General features: G+C 54.5%; 12 protein-coding genes. 5 read left to right on the forward strand and 7 right to left on the reverse strand.

Features of this window, described 5'->3' with window-relative positions; genetic code table 11:
- Nucleotides 1–355: 355 nt before the first annotated feature.
- Entirely contained in the window at nucleotides 356–1,495 is a 1,140-nt protein-coding gene (gene metK / locus MK110_15245) for a methionine adenosyltransferase (protein ID MCH2212657.1), read from the reverse strand.
- A 256-nt stretch (nucleotides 1,496–1,751) separates the two neighbouring features.
- Here metK and MK110_15250 point away from each other — a divergent pair, with 256 nt between their 5' ends.
- The 5 genes from MK110_15250 (at nucleotide 1,752) to MK110_15270 (ending at nucleotide 6,791) form a co-directional block, all read left to right on the forward strand.
- Nucleotides 1,752–1,916: a hypothetical protein gene (locus MK110_15250; protein MCH2212658.1), complete on the forward strand. Its 165-nt coding sequence runs from the start codon at nucleotides 1,752–1,754 to the stop codon at nucleotides 1,914–1,916.
- A 156-nt stretch (nucleotides 1,917–2,072) separates the two neighbouring features.
- The gene (locus MK110_15255) at nucleotides 2,073–2,888 is read left to right on the forward strand and encodes a 1-acyl-sn-glycerol-3-phosphate acyltransferase (protein MCH2212659.1); all 816 of its coding nucleotides are present in this window, start codon (nucleotides 2,073–2,075) and stop codon (nucleotides 2,886–2,888) included.
- 93 nt (nucleotides 2,889–2,981) lie between these two features.
- Nucleotides 2,982–4,382 carry a bifunctional 2-methylcitrate dehydratase/aconitate hydratase gene (locus tag MK110_15260; protein ID MCH2212660.1) on the forward strand — a complete coding sequence of 467 codons (1,401 nt, stop codon included), beginning with the start codon at nucleotides 2,982–2,984 and terminating at the stop codon, nucleotides 4,380–4,382.
- Between the two features lie 655 nt (nucleotides 4,383–5,037).
- A complete protein-coding gene (locus MK110_15265) occupies nucleotides 5,038–6,072 on the forward strand; it encodes a DUF1559 domain-containing protein (protein ID MCH2212661.1) in 1,035 nt (344 codons plus the stop codon).
- A gap of 155 nt (nucleotides 6,073–6,227) precedes the next feature.
- Nucleotides 6,228–6,791 (forward strand): hypothetical protein, encoded by a 564-nt coding sequence (locus MK110_15270; GenBank protein ID MCH2212662.1) that lies wholly within the window; start codon nucleotides 6,228–6,230, stop codon nucleotides 6,789–6,791.
- Nucleotides 6,792–6,910: 119 nt separating this feature from the next.
- On the opposite strand, the gene MK110_15275 is transcribed toward MK110_15270, so the two are convergent.
- From MK110_15275 to MK110_15300, 6 genes are all read right to left on the reverse strand, one after another.
- Nucleotides 6,911–8,458, reverse strand: a complete 1,548-nt coding sequence (locus tag MK110_15275; GenBank protein ID MCH2212663.1) for an HTTM domain-containing protein — start codon at nucleotides 8,456–8,458, stop codon at nucleotides 6,911–6,913.
- A gap of 257 nt (nucleotides 8,459–8,715) precedes the next feature.
- Nucleotides 8,716–10,431 (reverse strand): hypothetical protein, encoded by a 1,716-nt coding sequence (locus MK110_15280; protein MCH2212664.1) that lies wholly within the window; start codon nucleotides 10,429–10,431, stop codon nucleotides 8,716–8,718.
- Nucleotides 10,432–10,556: 125 nt separating this feature from the next.
- Nucleotides 10,557–12,215 carry an ABC transporter permease gene (locus MK110_15285; protein MCH2212665.1) on the reverse strand — a complete coding sequence of 553 codons (1,659 nt, stop codon included), beginning with the start codon at nucleotides 12,213–12,215 and terminating at the stop codon, nucleotides 10,557–10,559.
- Nucleotides 12,212–13,240, reverse strand: a complete 1,029-nt coding sequence (locus MK110_15290; GenBank protein ID MCH2212666.1) for an ABC transporter ATP-binding protein — start codon at nucleotides 13,238–13,240, stop codon at nucleotides 12,212–12,214. The genes MK110_15285 and MK110_15290 overlap by 4 nt, the downstream gene beginning before the upstream one ends.
- A gap of 130 nt (nucleotides 13,241–13,370) precedes the next feature.
- On the reverse strand, nucleotides 13,371–15,848 hold the full coding sequence (locus MK110_15295) for a hypothetical protein (protein MCH2212667.1): 2,478 nt from the start codon (nucleotides 15,846–15,848) through the stop codon (nucleotides 13,371–13,373).
- 580 nt (nucleotides 15,849–16,428) lie between these two features.
- Nucleotides 16,429–17,904 carry an HTTM domain-containing protein gene (locus MK110_15300; GenBank protein ID MCH2212668.1) on the reverse strand — a complete coding sequence of 492 codons (1,476 nt, stop codon included), beginning with the start codon at nucleotides 17,902–17,904 and terminating at the stop codon, nucleotides 16,429–16,431.
- Between the last annotated feature and the right edge of the window lie 430 nt (nucleotides 17,905–18,334).

Consider the following 18,334-nt stretch of genomic DNA (forward strand, 5'->3'; position numbering starts at 1 on the left):
GACTTGTGGTTACCTAGATGATGATTCGTGTGGGCGGTGTGGTTACTGCTTCCCCGGTGTGTTGGGTATGGCACACCGTCGGACTGCCCCCGTAAAATGTGCTCGTTCTGTCACCCCTCCCCGCTTTGGTTGCGAACAAACCCGCTGATGGAATTTTTCAGAACTTCCGACATGCAGCACGTGGGACACAGGCAACCGCAACCAGGCAGCTGATAACAATTCGTCTACAGCCCGTTAATACACTGCCCCGCGTCTTTGTTGTGCAAATTCGGGTTGTGCGAATCGCTCGACTGAACCACAACAGAACGTGCTACGCTGTTGCGGCTTATGCGCTCCCGGCGATCGCAGGGCGTTCCTATGAGACTGCCGACTTCAGCTGGTCTGCCTTGTCTGTGGATTCCCAGGTGAATTCCGGTTCATTTCGGCCAAAGTGACCACCATGTGCTGTATTTTGGAAGATAGGTCGGCGCAACTGCAGATGGTTGATGATCCCTTTCGGATTCAGCGGAAAGATTTCTCTGACAGCTTCCTGGATTTTTTCTTCAGAATAATCTGACGTTCCGTTGGTATCCACACGCACACTCACCGGATCTGCCACACCGATGGCATAGGCCAGCTGAACTTCACATTCGGTTGCAAGTTCCGCGGCTACGATGTTCTTGGCAACGTAGCGGGCGATGTAGGCGGCAGATCGATCGACTTTGGTTGAATCCTTGCCGGAAAAGGCTCCACCACCGTGCCGTCCCCACCCGCCATAGGTGTCCACGATAATTTTGCGGCCGGTGAGACCTGTGTCACCATGCGGGCCGCCGATTACGAACAAACCGGTTGGATTGACATGGTACTTGGTGTTGGCATCCAGCAGTTCGGCAGGAACGGATTCCGGAACGACGTTATTCACAATATAATCACGAATGTCCTGCTGGGAAACGTCGGGTGAGTGCTGGGTCGACACCACAATCGCGTCGATCCGGATCGGACGGTTGTCCTGGTATTCGACTGTGACCTGACTCTTGCTGTCAGGACGCAGCCAGTCTACGTCGGCGTCCTGTCGCTTCTTTGCCAGCAGATTTATGATGCGGTGAGACAATGCGATCGGCAATGGCATCAATTCTTCGGTCTGGTTACATGCGTATCCAAACATCAGGCCCTGATCACCAGCTCCGTCACGATCCACTCCCTGAGCAATATCTGTGCTCTGGTTGTGCAGTGCCGAGAAGACACGACAGGAATCAGCATCGAAACCAATATCATCACTCACATAGCCAATTTCACGAACGACTCGACGGGTCACATCGACGTAGTCGATCCTGGCATCCGTTGTGATTTCCCCGGACAATACGACCAAATCCGTCGTGCACAGGGTTTCGCAGGCCACGCGAGACTTCGGATCCTGTTCCAGCAGCGCATCCAGGATGCCATCCGAAATCTGATCGGATACCTTATCGGGGTGACCCATACTGACCGACTCACTGGTAAATAAGTAGCTGGTCATAACCTGTGGCTTTCGTTCAACCGTAGATTTCGGAGGGAATTCAAAGGAGAGAGAATGATGATGACCGTCAGTCTACGCCGGTAATACAACAGACTCAACGGTCGCAGCCGATCTCGAAATCGAGATTCCGTGAAGTGGCTTGTCCTGTCTCGCCGGCTGAAAATAATGGCGAACACGGACCGCACCCTCATGGGGGTGAGACATTATTATGTTTGAGCGTCCTGCGACCTGAAAAATGTTCTGGCGGTAGAAGACCGTGCTGGAACGTCATCAGGGGCAGCGTTTGGTTGAGGGAAACGGCGTGTGGCTTCTGATCGGTATTGTCAGTGTCGGGAAAGTTGTCGGTTGCGATGCTGCACCGGAGCAGCTGGTGGTTTGTAGAGGTGTTCTCATGGAATACGATGGTTTTGCAGAGCCGTGAGAACTGGTGATCTAAACGTTTGTCTGCAACTGGCCCGGTTGTGGTGGTGTTTTCTATAGTTATCACTGTGTGTGACTCACTGCCGCACTTTTCACTGAACACTGTTTGACTCCGACTCAGAAAAATTAACTCCGACTCAGAAAAACGGATGTTTCGATGGAATATGTTTACTACACGCTGTTAGCACTGGCATGTGTCCTGATCTGGGCTGCCTGGCGCGTTCACGTGTGCAGATGTGGTTTTCAGGCCTGGGTTCTGCACGCGATCGCCCGGGGTTACACGCGTTTGATGTTTCGCGTGAAGGCGGCTGGCCCGCGAACGATTCCGGAAGACTCCGCCGCCATCATTATTGCCAATCACACCAGTCCGGTGGATCCGATGCTGATGTGGGCAGACCACTGTCGCGAATTCAAAAAATCCCGGATTCGCCTGCCAGGATTTATGACGGCAAAGGAATACTGTGAGATGCCCGGAATCGTCGGCTGGATTTGCGGTGTGATGGAATCCATTCCTTTGGCCCGCAGTGGTCGCGATATGGGACCAACCCGTGTTGCGCTCCAACGTCTCAAAAACAACCAGCTCGTTGGTGTCTTCCCGGAAGGCAAGCTGAACGACGTTGCGCCGGATGTCCAGTTGATTGAAGGAGATACCGGTGCAGCATGGCTGGCCCTTAAGTCCGGTGTGCCTGTGATCCCCGTTTATATCCACGGTGCCCCGCGTGGGAAATCGATGCTGCGTTCATTTCTTGTTCGGACACAGACAACGCTGCACTACGGACAGCCGATTGACATCAGCCGGTGGTTTGGTCAGCGACTGACTCAGGACATGCTGCGTGAAGTGACCGATGAACTGATGACCCAGCTGGCCAGACTTGGGGGGGTCCGCCCGCCGGCTCCCCGTGGCGGTAAGATCTCAATGCTGGCATCCCGTCAGACGTCTGAACAGCCGGTCGACGCCGGCCATCCGGTGTAACCGGAAATCCATTTCAATTCGTGCCTTTATGAGAAACCCGTCATAGTGTCCGGCCGCGACCAAAGAAGTTCTGTCCGTCCTGAGTTCGATCAGGTGATTTCCCGGCTTGCGGACTACGTCCTGGATCCTGACGCGACTGTTTCCTCGCTGGCGCTGGAAACGGCGCGGTATTGCTGGATGGATACGGTCGGTTGCGGACTGTATGCCCTCAGATATCCGGCCTGTACAAAGCTGCTGGGGCCCGTTGTTCCTGGTGCCGAAATGCCAGGTGGTGCACGTGTTCCGGGTACTGCCTGGGAGCTGGAACCGGTTCGTGCAGCCTGGAATATCGGGGCGATGGTCCGCTGGCTGGACTACAACGATACCTGGCTGGCGGCAGAGTGGGGGCATCCCTCCGATAATCTGGGTGCCATTCTGGCACTTGCCGATTTTCAGGCACGCAGCAGCTGCCCCGAGCTCACCATGCGCGACGTGCTTGTCGCGATGATTCGTGCTCATGAAATTCAGGGCGTGCTGGCGCTGGACAATTCGTTCAACCGGGTTGGCCTTGATCACGTGTTGCTGGTTCGGGTTGCCTCAACAGCTGTGGCGGCTGCGATGCTGGGATGCTCGCGCGATCAAATTCGCAGTGCTGTGTCTCATGCATGGCTAGACGGATCTTCATTAAGAACATATCGACATGCTCCCAATACGGGTTCCAGGAAATCATGGGCTGGCGGTGATGCTTCAGCTCGGGGGCTGTTTTTGGCACTGGTGGCTCAGCGCGATGAAATGGGATACCCGTCGGCTTTGTCCGCACCGCACTGGGGGTTTCAGGAAGTCAGCTTTGGTGGGAATCCGGTTAGATTGTCACGGGCTCTGGGAAGCTATGTGATGGAAAACATCCTGTTCAAAATTTCGTTTCCCGCTGAATTTCATGCACAGACGGCGGTTGAGTGTGCATTGCAGTTGCACCCCGTCGTTAAAGACCGACTGGACGAAATTGAACGCGTTGTGCTGGAAACGCAGGAATCAGGAAATCGAATCATTAACAAGACCGGTCCGCTGGACAACCCGGCAGATCGCGATCACTGCCTGCAGTACATGGTGGCTGTGCCACTGATCTTTGGGCGACTGACTGCCGACGACTATGAGGATGATATTGCAGCGGATCCTCGAGTCGATGCTCTGCGGGCCAGGATGGTGTGTTCTGAAAACGAAAGATTTACGCGGGAATATATGGAGTCCGGCAAACGTGCCATAGGAAATTCTGTGCAGGTCTTTTTCGGTGACGGCACATCCACGGAACGTATTCGGGTGGATTATCCGATCGGCCACCGACGTCGCCGCGATGAAGGCATTCCATTACTGATCAGCAAATTCGACCGTTATCTTCGGGGTGCGATTGAATCAGACGCGGCCGACCGGATTCTGAATCGGTGCAGCGATCAGACCTCATTTGAATGCTGCACCGTGAACGAGATGATGAAGTTGCTCACGCCACCTTCTAAATGAATCTAACTGACTAAATGAACCTAACTGAACGGTAATTGAAATGACCTGACCGGTTGTCTGAACGGCGTTCAGCAAGCTGAATCGCACCATCCGGCTCGTCTTGGTTGTCGATGCTGACAATAGTTCGAATTTTGTGGGTTTGTTACAGCTTTGTGTACTTCAACGCGGGACTGTGTTCTGTCGGCGGATCACCGGGTGTACCGGAAATGACGTCATCGGTTTGGAGCATTAACAAACCCGTGCTGTGGCACCAGCCGCATCCCTGCGGTGGCCTGTTGCCCGTCGCTCCACTCAAGAGGCACCTGGATTGCACACATGGCCGGCCTGTCACTGTCGTGCCAACGACTTATGTTCATTTATTTTGTGCCAGTTCAGACATCCAGGAGGTCGGGCCTCATGAGCAGCAGACTCCAAGCATTTCACTGGTGGGTCCCACTGTCGGGCAGTTTTTTTCAATAAAACACAAGGATGTGGAACAAAACGGACGAGTGAAAGTCATCGATTGTAATTATTCCATTTATTGACTTGCACAACATTATATGGTAATAAGGGGAACATGAGGATCTTGTGTTTGTAGGGTTAAGCTTCGTGTCTATACACGTAGCTGCACCTTTGCTGTCATGTTTTTTTATGTTCTAAGTACAGAGGTGGTTTGATGTTAACAAAAAAACAGTTGAAGTCCGGAAAGTCGCCGGGGTTCACATTGATCGAATTGTTGGTCGTGATTGCGATCATCGCGATTCTGATTTCCCTGCTTTTGCCGGCCGTTCAGCAGGCCCGCGAAGCGGCCCGACGGACTCAGTGTAGAAATAACCTGAAACAAATTGGATTGGCGTTACACAACTATCACGACGCTCACAATACCTTCCCTTGGGGACTTTATGCCGATGACACTTTCGGCTGGGGCGTCTACATTCTGCCGTTCCTGGATAACGGCGACGTGTATGATGCACTCAGTCCTGGAGATCCGACCGTCTGGACAATTATTGACTCGGACCCCGGAGATGATGATGCAAGTCACCAAACCCGAGGCATGATTCCGGACTGTGCGAACGGACCGGCGGCCATCCGTCAGCAGCTACCTGCCTTTATTTGTCCGTCTGTCATCTGGGCTCTTAACGACGCTCCAGCCGCAAGTTCATGTGGTGTTTCGGATTATTGCGGCAATCGTGGTTCCGGCAACATGACTGACGGTATCGGGGACGACGACCGTGGTAATACCCATGGAATGCTTGGTCAGCTGTTGGACAAAAATGCAAACGTTGGCGGTGAAGGGATTGTCAAAATTCGTGACGTCACCGACGGAACCAGCAATACCATCTTCGTGGGCGAAGTAAGGAATCACGATGACGACACGGGTAATCCAGCTGCCACAATTAATGACGACGACCTCCCGAATGCCGGTGGAAAGCGTTCCTTTTGGGCAGGGGTTTCCGGCGGTTTTGGCGGACGGCTTTGGGACAAACACATTCGTATGACCAATACCGAACATAGCATCAATCAGCTTCCGAAAGGTCTTAACCCCACTGGACCCAAAGACGGTGACTGGAGCTTTGGTAGTTTTCATCCAGGTGGAGCACAGTTTGCCTTCGGCGACGGCTCGGTTCATCTCTTGAGTGAAATGATGGCTGGCTCGGTTTACGAAAGACTTGGCTGCCGTGACGACGGTTTAATCGTCGGTGAATATTAAAAGTACGTTTTCTCAAAGACGACTTAGCTGCTGATTGCAGCTAAGTCAGTTGAGACTGATTTCGCTGAGAAGTTCCGTCTTTTTTTAAAGGCGGAACTTCTTTCCTTGAACCGTTTCCGCTTGTTATTTTGTCAAATTAGTGAAGAGAGTAAAAAGTGAAAAGCCAGCTGCTATATTTGCCGTATCGGTTCATTACAACGGTGTTGCTCGGAACGATGTGTGTGTTCGGTGCAGGTTGTGGCGTAGAAGGTGAAACCTTTGAGTACGTAACGATTCGCGGCACGGTGACTTGTGAGGGGAATCCTGTTCAATCTGGTGAAGTGCGGTTTGCGCCTAGGGAGAAGCCCATAAACCAACCAGGGTCGCACCTGACCGGCAAGCCCGCCTATGCCAGCATCAAGTCGGACGGGACGTATGTCCTCACCACGAGTACGGCGGGTGGCGTGCCGCAGGAAGGTGTTGTTGTTGGTGCGCATCGTATTTCCATCACCCCGTCCAGCAGACCGGTCACGGAAGTGCTGATGGTGGATGATGCGGATTCGGTGGAGGCGGAGGAGCTCGAAGAGGAGGCCGAGGAGGCTGGTTTCGATAATCCGCTCTTGATTCCGCTTCCCTGTGCCCAGGTGGCCGATCTGGATGTTTTAGTCACTGCGACGGACAGTGTGATTAACATTGAGATGTCCGGCGGAGGGAAGATCACCAAGGGCACTTCCGAATAATCTAATAACCGGCTGCTCTGAAGAAATTCACGAGTGATGTCGTCGGTGTATCATCAGACATCGGATCAAGGCGTGTGTTATTCTGAACAGTTTGGTGCGCAGCTGTGAGCCGGAACCGTTTATCTGTCATCGGTTGATACCGGCTCGTCGGCTGAAGATTCCCAGTCGGTGCTGTAGATTCGCGGGTGATTCCTCAGAAACTGTGACCAGCCTTCGAGATTCGGTCCCCAGGGTGGTTCAGCAAGTGGCTCTGTGAGCGGTACGATCCAGTCTGCCGGCCAGATGTTGTAGGGCTCTCGTGCAAGATCAACCGTGGGATCAATCAGTCTTTGCGGACGGCGTCCGTTGATTGAAAGCCATCCGTCGACACGTATTTCGATCGGTCCCTTCAGCCCGCGACGACGCAACTCGTTCTGAATGTCGGCGTTGCCTGCCAGAAACCTGGCAAACTGCTGAATCATCCGTGGCTTACCCGCATATTTTTGGATTTGCCGTTTATTTAGGTATCCGCCTGGGTCGAGTTCCAGGGATCGACCGGTTGCCGGTTCATGAGCGAAAAAGCGGGCGACTCCGCGCTTGGAGCGAAGCATCATGTGCCAGGAAAAACGGTGACCTTCTTCAGTCCAGTTGACATCTCCGGGATACAGATGGTGGCGAAAGGGGACGAGACACTGTAATCCCAGATACAAGGTCAGAATTGCAATTACTAATTTTTGTGGAGCTCCGAGTGTCACAACGGTCGAGTCTGCGATTTCGGCGGGCCGTACCTGTGTAAACCTGGACAGCAGGCGACGAGGGACGTCGATTGGAAAGTAGATCAACGTTGCCAGCATCATCAGCCACGGAAAAATTCCAATATTGAACAGCAGGGTGTTGGTCATATGAAAGAAAATCGTGACCGCGTAAGCCAGCAGGCGGGTTCGTCGCCACAGGATCATCGGGATCACCAGGAGGTCGTAAAACAGTCCTCCGTAGCTGAACAGGATTGCGGCTTCCCATGTGCGGAAAAACTCACTGATTGCGCCCGGGAACCAGTGGGCCTTTTCTGACAACCACAGATACATGGGCTCCCCCCGCAGCCAGTCGTGATTGATTTTTGCGATCCCTCCGTAGAAGTACGGGATAGCGACCTGGAGCCTCAGTAGCCACAATGACCAGGCGGGCGCTACGTTCGAACGAATGCGGGGTCTGATGAGGGCGTCGAGTGAAAATGCCTGGTGTGCAGGAAGAAAGGTCATCACCAGCGTCAGCAGACAGACCAGGTAGAAGTGGTTCAGGTAGTTGATCTGATTGAGCAGAAACAAATAGGTAAAACCCAGGAAGAACAGAAACATACTCAGGCGGTACATCAGGCCTGCAATGATGAAGACCGACAGAATGCCCATTATTCCAAGGAGAACCCACATTCCGTTGCCTGGAAGCGGCTGAACCCATTCAAAGCCCTGATATTTGAAAAGGAACGGATTGTTGATATTCCAGGAAAGCCGGTATCCCGAGTAATGCTTCCAAACCGTGTAGAGCATTTCGATGCCGAACAGGATGCGAAAGTATACCAGCCATCCATTGTCGACCGGTTTGAACAGAGCGCTGCTCCACGGCATTGATGTCCGTTGCTGCTCTGGCGACTTGTCCGGAACCTGATTTGGGGTCGCGGGTGCGTCAGTCAATGGGGCGGGATCCGTCGGACTGTGCCGTTTTGAAGTCAATTGCAGGCCTCATGCGTTGTGTGCAGTCGGGCTAAGTTAAGCGTTGCCACAGAGTGAAACAACAGGCGACGCCCACTTGAAATCTTAACACCACCGAGCCGGTGTCGGAATAAACCGCTGAACGAATTTGAGGGCATCTGAAAGCTTCATTCGCAACGTACTGCGAATCCCGTGACCGGATCAGTGATGGCAGTACTGATCCGTACGTGTGTTTCGGATTACTCGAGGGGCTCCAGGAACCAGTCCCTTTGATAAAGTGGCGGTACCTCAGGCTCCTGCAGGCCTTCACCGGTAATCTGATCAATCGACCAGAGGCTTGTATAACCAATGAGACCGGGAAGCTCATCGTCAGCTGTGAACTGCAGAGCAGGGAGTGCGTCACTGGACTTCATGCGGCCCAGACTGACGGACGACATGCGACGCACTTTGGGTTGCTCGGGTTCATCAGGATCTTTGTCGGTCATTCGATCTGCGAAAAGTTCCGTAAGATCCGAGGGTGCACTTCCGGCATAGAGATGCCCCAGCGACCAGATGGCAGCCGATCGGGGTTCGAAATGGAAACTGTTTTTGGGGATGTAGCGGCGAAGCAGCGTCTCTGATTCGGCAAATTTCATCTGGCCAAACATCTGAAAGATCTGCGAGACTTGTTCGGCGGTCCGGACATTTCTGCGATTGGAAGCAAGCTTTGTGTTTGTCATGCGTGTGGCGTAACCAAGCAAAGGATCCAGAGTATCGGGAATCGCCAGTTTTCTCAATGACCATGCTGCCGCCACGAATACTTCCGGACGTTCGAATTCAAGCAGTTCAATGAGTCGGTCGGCAGCCGGTTCGTGGTCCAGGTTTGCTGCCAGAATCGCTGCCTGCTCCAGGCCCCGCCAGCTACTGGTTCTCAGCATATTCATCGTCTGTTCCCGGACCACGGTATCGAAATTTTCCGATGTGGAGAGATCGGCCAGTGACATACGAACGTAGCGTCGCAGGGCGGGATGGGGATCATCCAGCATCGTTCCGATTTTCCTGATCGTATCGACCGACGGACGAGCGACGAGGGCCTCTGCTCCCAGTCGACGAACGTTGGCGTCAGCACTGCTGATGATCTGATCTGACATAGAGACGATCAGATTGGGGTCGAGTTCCAGCAATCGCTGCAGCGCAACTGCGGCGACCGCCGGTTCCTGGTCAAGTGCCAGTTTCAGCAACAAGGACCGCGTTTCCTCGCTGCTGTGACGAGTCAAAAAATACGCCGATACCAGTCGGTCAATCAAACCTCTCGAAGATTGGTCAGCGGCCAGGGCCGCGGCAGGCTCTTCAAGCCCGCTCGTTTGAAGGATTGACACAGTCCTGGCCGCCTCCAGGCGAATGTCTGCCGGCTGCTCACGGTTGGTTGCCAACTCCAGCAAAGTGGCAGTTGCCCGAGTGTCTCCGACGGTTGCAATTCCGTTGATAGCAAGCAGCAGGGGGCGTCGCAAAAATCCAGGATCCGCCAGCCGGGCCAGCCAGACATCCCGAGCCGGTTCATAATCCCACCGGGCCAGTGCAGGTTCCACAAACTGTCTCGCGTTGCCGCCGGCAGTGCTGATATATTTTGAAAGGAGCGGTGCGGACACACGCGCATCGAGGACCACCAGGGCACGGGCGGCCGACAGACGGACGAGGGGGTGCTGCGACGTGTCCGAAAGAGTTTCCTCGATGACCGGGATTGTTTCTTTGAGTCCTGGCATGCCGAGTCTGTAGGCACGGACAATCGATTCGATCACTTTTCTTTTCAGATCTGCGTTATCGCGTTCGAGTACCGATAGCCACAGAGGTAAGAGCTTTGGCGAGAACCTGACTTCGCGCTGCGGGACTGTCAGGTCCGGATCCTGATCGAGAATGCTGTCGACGTCGTTGACATTCTGAGCCCTCAGGATTCCGGGGGTCAGCATCATGAACATGAGTAATGTCCGTATCCCGGCACCCCGAATAAACATAACGGGTGAGCTGAAGACGGCCGAAGTCCGCTGGAGGAGTTGATGATTCAAACGTTGTGGATCGTGAAGCATTGAGAATCGGATGAGGGTTACTGAGGACGGGTTAATCGCCAGGTTTGGGTGAGCAGTACTGCCAGCATGATCGCAGTCAGGCTTCCCATCATCCACCAGTTGGCGGTTACAAGATCATATTGTGTGAATCCGGGTGCCTTGATGGCTGAAAGTGCAGCCGCCATTGGATTCAGAGCCAGCGCCGTTTCTACGGTCGATCGTCCGAATGGTGCATCCTCGCCCAGCCAAACCAACATTGTGCCGGCAAACAGACTGAACAACATCACGTAGGTGGTTGTTGTTGCCGGTGCTGTCCGGGCAAACAGACTGCTGACTGTGGCACTGAGAACAACGACAAATCCGGCTGTTACCAGCAGGCAGGCAATCACCTGCTGGATTTGCAGACGCAGCCCCGGGTCGATGTACATCATCACTGCGTATCCCGGCAGTGTCGCCAGTAGTAACAGCAGGACCGGCCAGACGACGCTGAGCAGCTTGCCTCGCAGTATGGCGCCGGCAGTCAGAGGAGTCAGCAGCAGCATCCGCCATCCGCCAGTCTCCCGTTCCGCGCTGATTACTCCGACAGCGAGGCTCGGTGTCACAAGGACAATCAGCGCCACCTGCATCACAACCAGAATCCCTCCAATGGTCTGCACATCCCAGTCCATCGTGCCAGTGGTCGTGAGAATCGACAGCGTCAGTGACAGGATGGTGCAGCCGGCAACCATCCGGAGCATCCAGTGCGACCGCCCAAAGCGACGACAGCGAAACTCCTTAACCATTACCGGATTGGCCCACCTGCTAATGGATGGCTTCCGTCGCTGTGGATCGACCAGATACAGTAATCGCCGTATCAGCCGGGTGGATTCGGATTGATCGTCGGTGATGGCTCCCGACGATCGGGGACGATCGAGCATTGAAGAGTTCAGTCGGGTGACTGTGGCCAGCACATAGGCACCGGTGGTTACTATCGAAAACAGAACGTAGCGCCAGGACGCGGACACCTCAGTGATTACTCCCTGTGAGCCGATATCTTCCTGTCCCAGTAATTCCATCACGGCCGGAATCGGCGATACGCACTGCAACCAGGCAGCAAGTTTTGAGAGCAGGCCTGGCTGACCCTGAAGGAACAGGTGAGGGCCCAGGACAACCACCGTGGTGACCAGTACGAGTCCGTATGTAATTCGCAGGGAGGAGTCCGATGAGCCGGCGCGTGAACTGACGAACAGTCCCAATGTGGCATACTGAACAGCCACCAGCATCAGGATTCCGTACAGGCCAAGCACACCTGTGACGAGGCCGACTCCTCCCATGGCATAACAGGTGACAGCAGCAGGCAGACTCATGACCAGCAGCATCAAAGCGAATCCCAGAACGCCCGCCAGTTTGCCGACGTAGATTTTCCAGGGACTCATCAGAGTGTTGATTAAAAGCGCCAGGGTTCTGCCGGTCCGCTCTCGAACAATTGATGTCGCCGGAAAAACCGGCACAAGCAGAATGAGCGTGGCCAGTAAGCCGTAACCAAACAAGCGAAACACCTGTCGAGACTGTGAGCCGGAAAGATCCACTAACGCGTCCGTCGGCCAGCGCAGCAGTACGAGCAGAGCGAAGAACACAGCCACGCTGACCTGAAGCGCAAACGCTCTGCGTGTTCGCAGGATTCCCACTAATTCACGGTGCAGGATCGGATTGTTCATTCCTGGCCTCCGGATTCGTCACTCCGGCCGGCTGCCGACGTCGACGGTGATTGCTTCCCTCTCTCGTCTGTTTTTCGTGCAACCGAAAGAAATACGTCCTCCAGATTACTCTGAATTTCACCGAACCGTGAAACAGCAATCCCGGCCGCCACCAGCTGACCCAGCAGCTTCGTGACATCTGCTTCGGATTTGACGGTCCGAAACCGCACGGTTGCCTCGGCCGCCGATGCGGTGATTTGAGGCGATTTTTCCTGGTCGACGAATTCGCGAACCACACGTGTGGCCTCATCGAGCTGATCTGCGGACAGGAGCTGTACTTCGATTGTTTGCTCCTGGCTAATCTCCCGCATGATTTCTTCCAGAGTACCAAATGCCCGCAAACGGCCGTGAGTGATCATCGCCACCTGGTCACAGATTCGTGCCAGTTCCGGCAGGATGTGGCTAGTCACAATCAGTGTTTTGCCCATCTCGGCCAGTCTCAGCAGCAATTCCCGCATCTCAATTCGTGCCTGGGGATCCAGGCCATTGGCCGGCTCGTCAAAGATCAGCACTTGGGGGTCGTGCAGAAGGGTACGGGCAATACCGACTTTCTGCTTCATTCCATGACTGAGTGTTTCGACATACCGGTCCTTCATATATGTTGACTGTGTCGTCTCCATCACGGCTTCAATTCTCTTTCCGCGTTCTCCGCGGCCGATGCAGAATGCAGCTCCGAAGAAGTCCAGATATTCATGGACTCGCATATTGTCGTACGAGCCGAACGTATCGGGCATATAGCCCACCAACTGCCGAATCTGTCTTGCGTCACGAACGCAGTCGACTCCGGCGATGTAGGCCGACCCGCTGGTGGGTCGCGCAAGTCCCACCAGGATGCTGATTGCCGTGGTCTTGCCTGCGCCGTTGGGGCCGATCAAGCCCAGAATCCGGCCTCGATCCAGCTGCATCGACAACGAATCCAGGGCGGTAAATTCACCGAAACACTTGGTCAGATTCTCCGTGACGACCACGGGGGAAGACTGTTCCATCCTGATACTCACGTATTTATTTCGTATTGAAGACTAAAAAAGGGCCTGTCCTGACAACACGGGACGGGACAGTCTGGTAGAGACTTGGTGATTGCAATCACCGGATTCTTGGGCAGGGCAGTTTCAGCGATCAGGGCTCAAGTGTCTCTCCCTCCGCCTCGACCCGCAGCGAATCAATCCTCCACAGGTTAATCGAACCCGCATCAATGTTTTCAATTGTCGCTTCGTTACCCTCGGGAACGAACACAAAGATCCCCAGCGTTAAACCGCCCTTCTCATCGAGCACCAGTGAATTCGTACGGTCTACTTCCAGTGTCACACTTCCGACAGGAGATTGATTACTGGCAATCACAACAGGCTCGTCTTCTGTTTCCTGCGCGATTTCAATTCGCGTGACAGGACCGGTAATACGGATCATCACAGCCACCCGGCTAAGTTTCATCGGGAGAACTTCATCCGGGAACTGCACCCGCAGCCATGTCTTGGTCGAAGTCTGCTTTTCCACCCATTCCCCGGTGCGGTTCATATAGGTGGAAGAAGAAACTCTTCCCTGAGCCGTACGATAAGGAAGAAACGGCGACGGTATCGCCACCTGGGTGTTCGGCGATGTGCGTTCCATAACCAGTGGAATGGCAAACAGGGCCGTACCCAGTATGCGGGTTTGCTCGGGAAACTCGAACCCGGTTGCAACAGATGGTCCCCAGGCAAACAGTGTGGGCCGATCAGGGTAGGGGGTGTCGGTTACTCGCGGCATCAACCGTCGATAGATTTCCTGTCGGCGGCGCTGTTCATCACTTAGCAGACTGGTGGAGACGAATTCACCCTGGGCCAGTACGTCATCGCTGTTGACGGTAAATTCTCCCGTTGACGACATCTGAACCGAGAGACTTTGACGACCGGGGGTCGCAACCACGATATCAGTCAGTTCGTCAGGAGATGATGTTGATACCTGGCCCTCAAATCCGCCGGGGCCAAAACGGCCTCTGGCCTGAACCGGAGTGGGGGCCGTTGCGGTGAGTTCAAAAGTTGCTGACTGTTCCCCCGGAGGCAACGTCATGTTCTCCCAGTGCCAGGAGCCCAGATCTGTCGACAGCATACGAATCGCTCTGCCTCGTGATTCATCGGAATGCGGAACCAGGACACCACCGTTTGTCGCTGCGATTGTGGACTGCGCGGGACTTTGGTAATACAGACTTGCCACACCGGATACCTGCAGGGCATCGCTGCCCGCAGCGGTCTGCACGAACTGCATTTGCGCCAGCGTGTTCGGCACGGCCTGTTTTAGGGATGCCCCCTTCAACGCAATTGCCGCCGCCGCCGCGACGGCAATGGTCGGCCCCAGCCATCCGAGCTGTTCAAGTCGTCCTCGTCGGATCAGCCAGAGTCCGCCAAAGAGCACTCCACTGCAAAACGAGGCCAGGGTGGCTGCGACAACTCCACGACCGGCAATGCGGTACCCAATCTGTTCGGCCAGCATCGGGGCGAAATCTTCGGTTGGAACCGGTGGCGGGACCGACGGCTGAAAGAATCGGTCAGCCAGCGTCTGCAGAGGGAGGGTTGCCAGGTAGTTTGATGAGAACAGCGGCTTGGTGACAACTTTCTCGTCCGGCGGACGAGACCGAAACCACCCTCGGGGGCCGAGCGTGGTAAACAGAATCTCTCCCTGACCAGCTCTCTTCCAGAAAGCTGCCGGCCAGCCGTTGACTGAATAGGCCACTTCACACCGGCCACTCATGACACGCAGAAGTTGCACGGGCTCTTCGAATTGACGGAGCTCACCATCAGGTGTTTCGTAACCCTGTTGTTGTCCTTTAATCTGCAGTTCAGTGAGACCGACCTGATCAACCACCTGACAGTCAAATGTCTCACCCAGTAACAGGCTAACGGTCTCAGGCTTCAGCTGGTCGAGCATGACCCACAGCCGGCCACCCGAGTGCAGCCAGTCACGTATCGCTGTCAGCCCCGCCGTATCTTCAGCGATACGGTCGCCGGAGACGATCAGCTGATCCATAGCCTGCAATTCGACCCCTGATGCCGGCAGGAAATCGTCTAGGTATTCAGAGACCACGCGCGAGCGTCCCGTTGCAATCCTTGCTGCCATGGACAACTCCATGGCCTCCTCGTCCGCACCGACATCCTGATCGCTGATTGACTTGGTCACGACGGGTTGCCAGCCGGCGGGAAGAATTCCGTCGTCAAACATCCGTCCCTCGCGGGTCTTCACAACTACACCGTCTCCGTCAGCCGAATCGAGTAGCATCGTTTTGACGTCGTAGCGATTATTCTCGGGGACTTTCTGTCCCGGAGGCAGGATCATCACTGTCGACCGATGGACACTCAGAGGTGGTAGCCACAAACTCTTGGCATACTGAAGATTGGGGTCGTTGGCGAAGTGTGTCGCAACGACCACCTCTCTGTCCGTGTCCGCCCTGTTAACGACTTCAACACCCATCGTTCCCCATTTTTGCGGCATGTAGTGGCCGACTCCGGCGGGCACGGCCGCCCGACGCAGGGCGGGCGGTCGGACAGTGTTGTTCTGAGCAATGCAAAACGGCAGAGAGTGCACAGCAGCTGTGATCCACAACAGGCACAGAACTGGCAGTCGCACGCGAAATCTCTTAACGCGGTCTGTCCTCGCCCGAATTTGAGCTAACTCCAGGAAAAACTCCCGACAGTTACTTCGTATATGTGCACAGAACGTTAAGAACCCGGACCAAAAGTAAGTGACCCTCTGCATCATCGGACCTGCAGGGAGAGAAAACTTGTCAGCACCCACCATTAGACGTGTAGCTCCCCGTTCAATAAACATATTATGACAGGACGTGACAGGACGTGACAGGACGTGACAGGATTTGAGCAGGGATTGCCATATTGCCGGTGCAGCCAAGCTGGCAGCTCATACACGTCAACAGCAAACCAACTTTGCGAAGTATTGTCAAACAGAAATGGCTGACGGTTTGAAAGATCGAAAACGAACCTGTAATTGACCATTCGGCGACGTGTCACCACAGCATGATATTCCGGCTGTCCCGGGCGAAAGTGCGTTTCGGCGTAACTACTCCTGCACTACGTGCACGGATCGCGTTCCGATACAGGACGCCGTTCGAGACCCGGCGCGCGTTGGTTGAAGGTGGCATTGAACCGTGGTGACAGGCATTCGGTGTCAAACCGTTTGGCGGTCTCAGTTGTCATTTCTGCGAATTAGTTTTTCCGGTATTCGAATGATGGCTCAGCAGCACGTCCCACTGGTGTACGGGCAGCGTCCAGGTTTCCTCGCGCAGCGGCTCTTTCAATGGCAGGATCCATGGTTTGTGCCGCAGTGATCGGTGTTCGGCCGCCAGATTAATTTTCGGATCGATCAATGCCTGCGGCCTTCGTCCGTTGAGCGACACCAGCATGCTGGCGCGGATCTCAACCTGATCTTCCGGTGATGTTTTTAGTTGCTGTGCAAGGAATTTGCTGAATTGCAGGACCATATCCGGATCCTGAAGACGAACAGCCTGGTACCTGGCCAGGTAAGGCTTGGGGTTGACATTGACGGTTTGCCCCGTTTCTGTATGTGTTGCGATAAAATCGAGGCGAACTTTCTTTTCACGCAGCATCATCCGCCAGGCGAATCTGGCGCCTTCTTCCGTCCAGTCGACATTGCCTGTGTAAAGAAAGTGTCGGAACGGAGCCAGCAACTGGACGCTCACGTATGCGCCCAGTCCGACGACAATAAGTTTCTTTTTCAGCGAGAGACTTCCATTGCCGCTGCTGTCGACCCTTTCAACAGCAGTTCGACGTCGTTGCCGCCAGAGGTACCGGGGCCATTCCGGTCGAAAGAATACCGTCGTCGCTCCAATCATCAGCCACGGGAACACACTAATGTGGAACAGCGCCGCATTCGCCAGGTGAAAAGCTACGGACAGAATGAAAGCCGTTTTTTGAGTCCGCTGCCATAAGAGCAGAGGGACGACGAGCAGGTCAAACGCGAGTGAGCCCCAGGCAAAGAAAAAGATCATCCAGTCCTGATCGACGTAAGGTCCGATCAGCGGATACCCCCCCTTGTCGGCCAGCAACAGTCGTATGGGAGCTCCCTGCAGCCAGTCGCCGCTGAGTTTTGCCGTGCCTCCAAAGAGATAGGGGATCCCGATCTGAATTCTAAGGATCCACAGTGCCCATGCCGAAACAGCTGCCGATCGAATTGTCGGTACGCGAATGGCATCGACAGCAAATGCCCGGTGTGCCGGCAAAATTGCCATCAGCAGACCAATGAGCACGATCAGGTAATTGTGATTTTGATAGGATGTTTGTTCCAGTAGAAACAGATAACTAAAACACGCACACAGGAATGGGGCAGCGATCCGATAGTAAAAGCCGAATGTGACACAGATCGACAGTGCCACCATCACGACAAAGTGAATGTACATGCCGGCACCGGGCCAGGGGCGTATCCACTCAAAACCGTACCAGGTGAAGTGAAATACGGGGTCGATGTACAGTCGTTTAATCCAGCCTTCATCGCTGATGATTAAAGACGATGCGTACCACAACATTGTCAGTCCATAGACGATGCGGAAGAACGCCAGAAAAGATATATCCACAGGGACAAAGAGCTGACGCGAGACCGCGTGAGAGACAGAAACCAGACGGTTTTTTAGGGGACTGCTGACGGATTGCATCGTGGGCACACTATCTTGATCTGGGGTCCGGATCACCGCGACCCGGCTACAGGCGGCTTGTCGCGGACTTTGATTCGTACCCCGACCCTTGTGAAGCGACCCGGGTGTCGCTCAAATATTTTGTACTTGGGATATCGCGACACCAATGGATGGGATTCGTACCGAATTCCGGGCCATGAGTAAAGGGGATCCGTCCGGACGGTACGCTGACAGCCGGCCGCCGGTGAGGACTGGAGCAGGTAGCAATTCTGTTGTTGCCCCTGGCTCACGGTCCTGCAGCAGAATGGCCTGTCCATGTTTTGTAAGTCTATATTTATAATGAGCTTGCGGCGACAGCGCGGTGGTTGAAGAAGCTGGCAGTGGCTGTGTTGAACGTTTCACGCAATGCCGGATTTTTCTGTTCGGTTGACAGAAGTCCACGATCATTTAA

Origin of the sequence: Fuerstiella sp., assembly GCA_022447225.1 — a bacterium.
Taxonomy (GTDB): domain Bacteria; phylum Planctomycetota; class Planctomycetia; order Planctomycetales; family Planctomycetaceae; genus S139-18.

Excerpts from the sequence above, each read along its gene's own strand:
- MK110_15290 (MCH2212666.1), bottom strand. The coding sequence starts at position 13,240 with ATGGAACAGTCTTCCCCCGTGGTCGTCACGGAGAATCTGACCAAGTGT.
- MK110_15285 (MCH2212665.1), bottom strand. The coding sequence starts at position 12,215 with ATGAACAATCCGATCCTGCACCGTGAATTAGTGGGAATCCTGCGAACA.
- MK110_15255 (MCH2212659.1), top strand. The coding sequence starts at position 2,073 with ATGGAATATGTTTACTACACGCTGTTAGCACTGGCATGTGTCCTGATC.
- MK110_15300 (MCH2212668.1), bottom strand. The coding sequence starts at position 17,904 with ATGCAATCCGTCAGCAGTCCCCTAAAAAACCGTCTGGTTTCTGTCTCT.
- metK (MCH2212657.1), bottom strand. The coding sequence starts at position 1,495 with ATGACCAGCTACTTATTTACCAGTGAGTCGGTCAGTATGGGTCACCCC.
- MK110_15265 (MCH2212661.1), top strand. The coding sequence starts at position 5,038 with ATGTTAACAAAAAAACAGTTGAAGTCCGGAAAGTCGCCGGGGTTCACA.
- MK110_15280 (MCH2212664.1), bottom strand. The coding sequence starts at position 10,431 with ATGTTCATGATGCTGACCCCCGGAATCCTGAGGGCTCAGAATGTCAAC.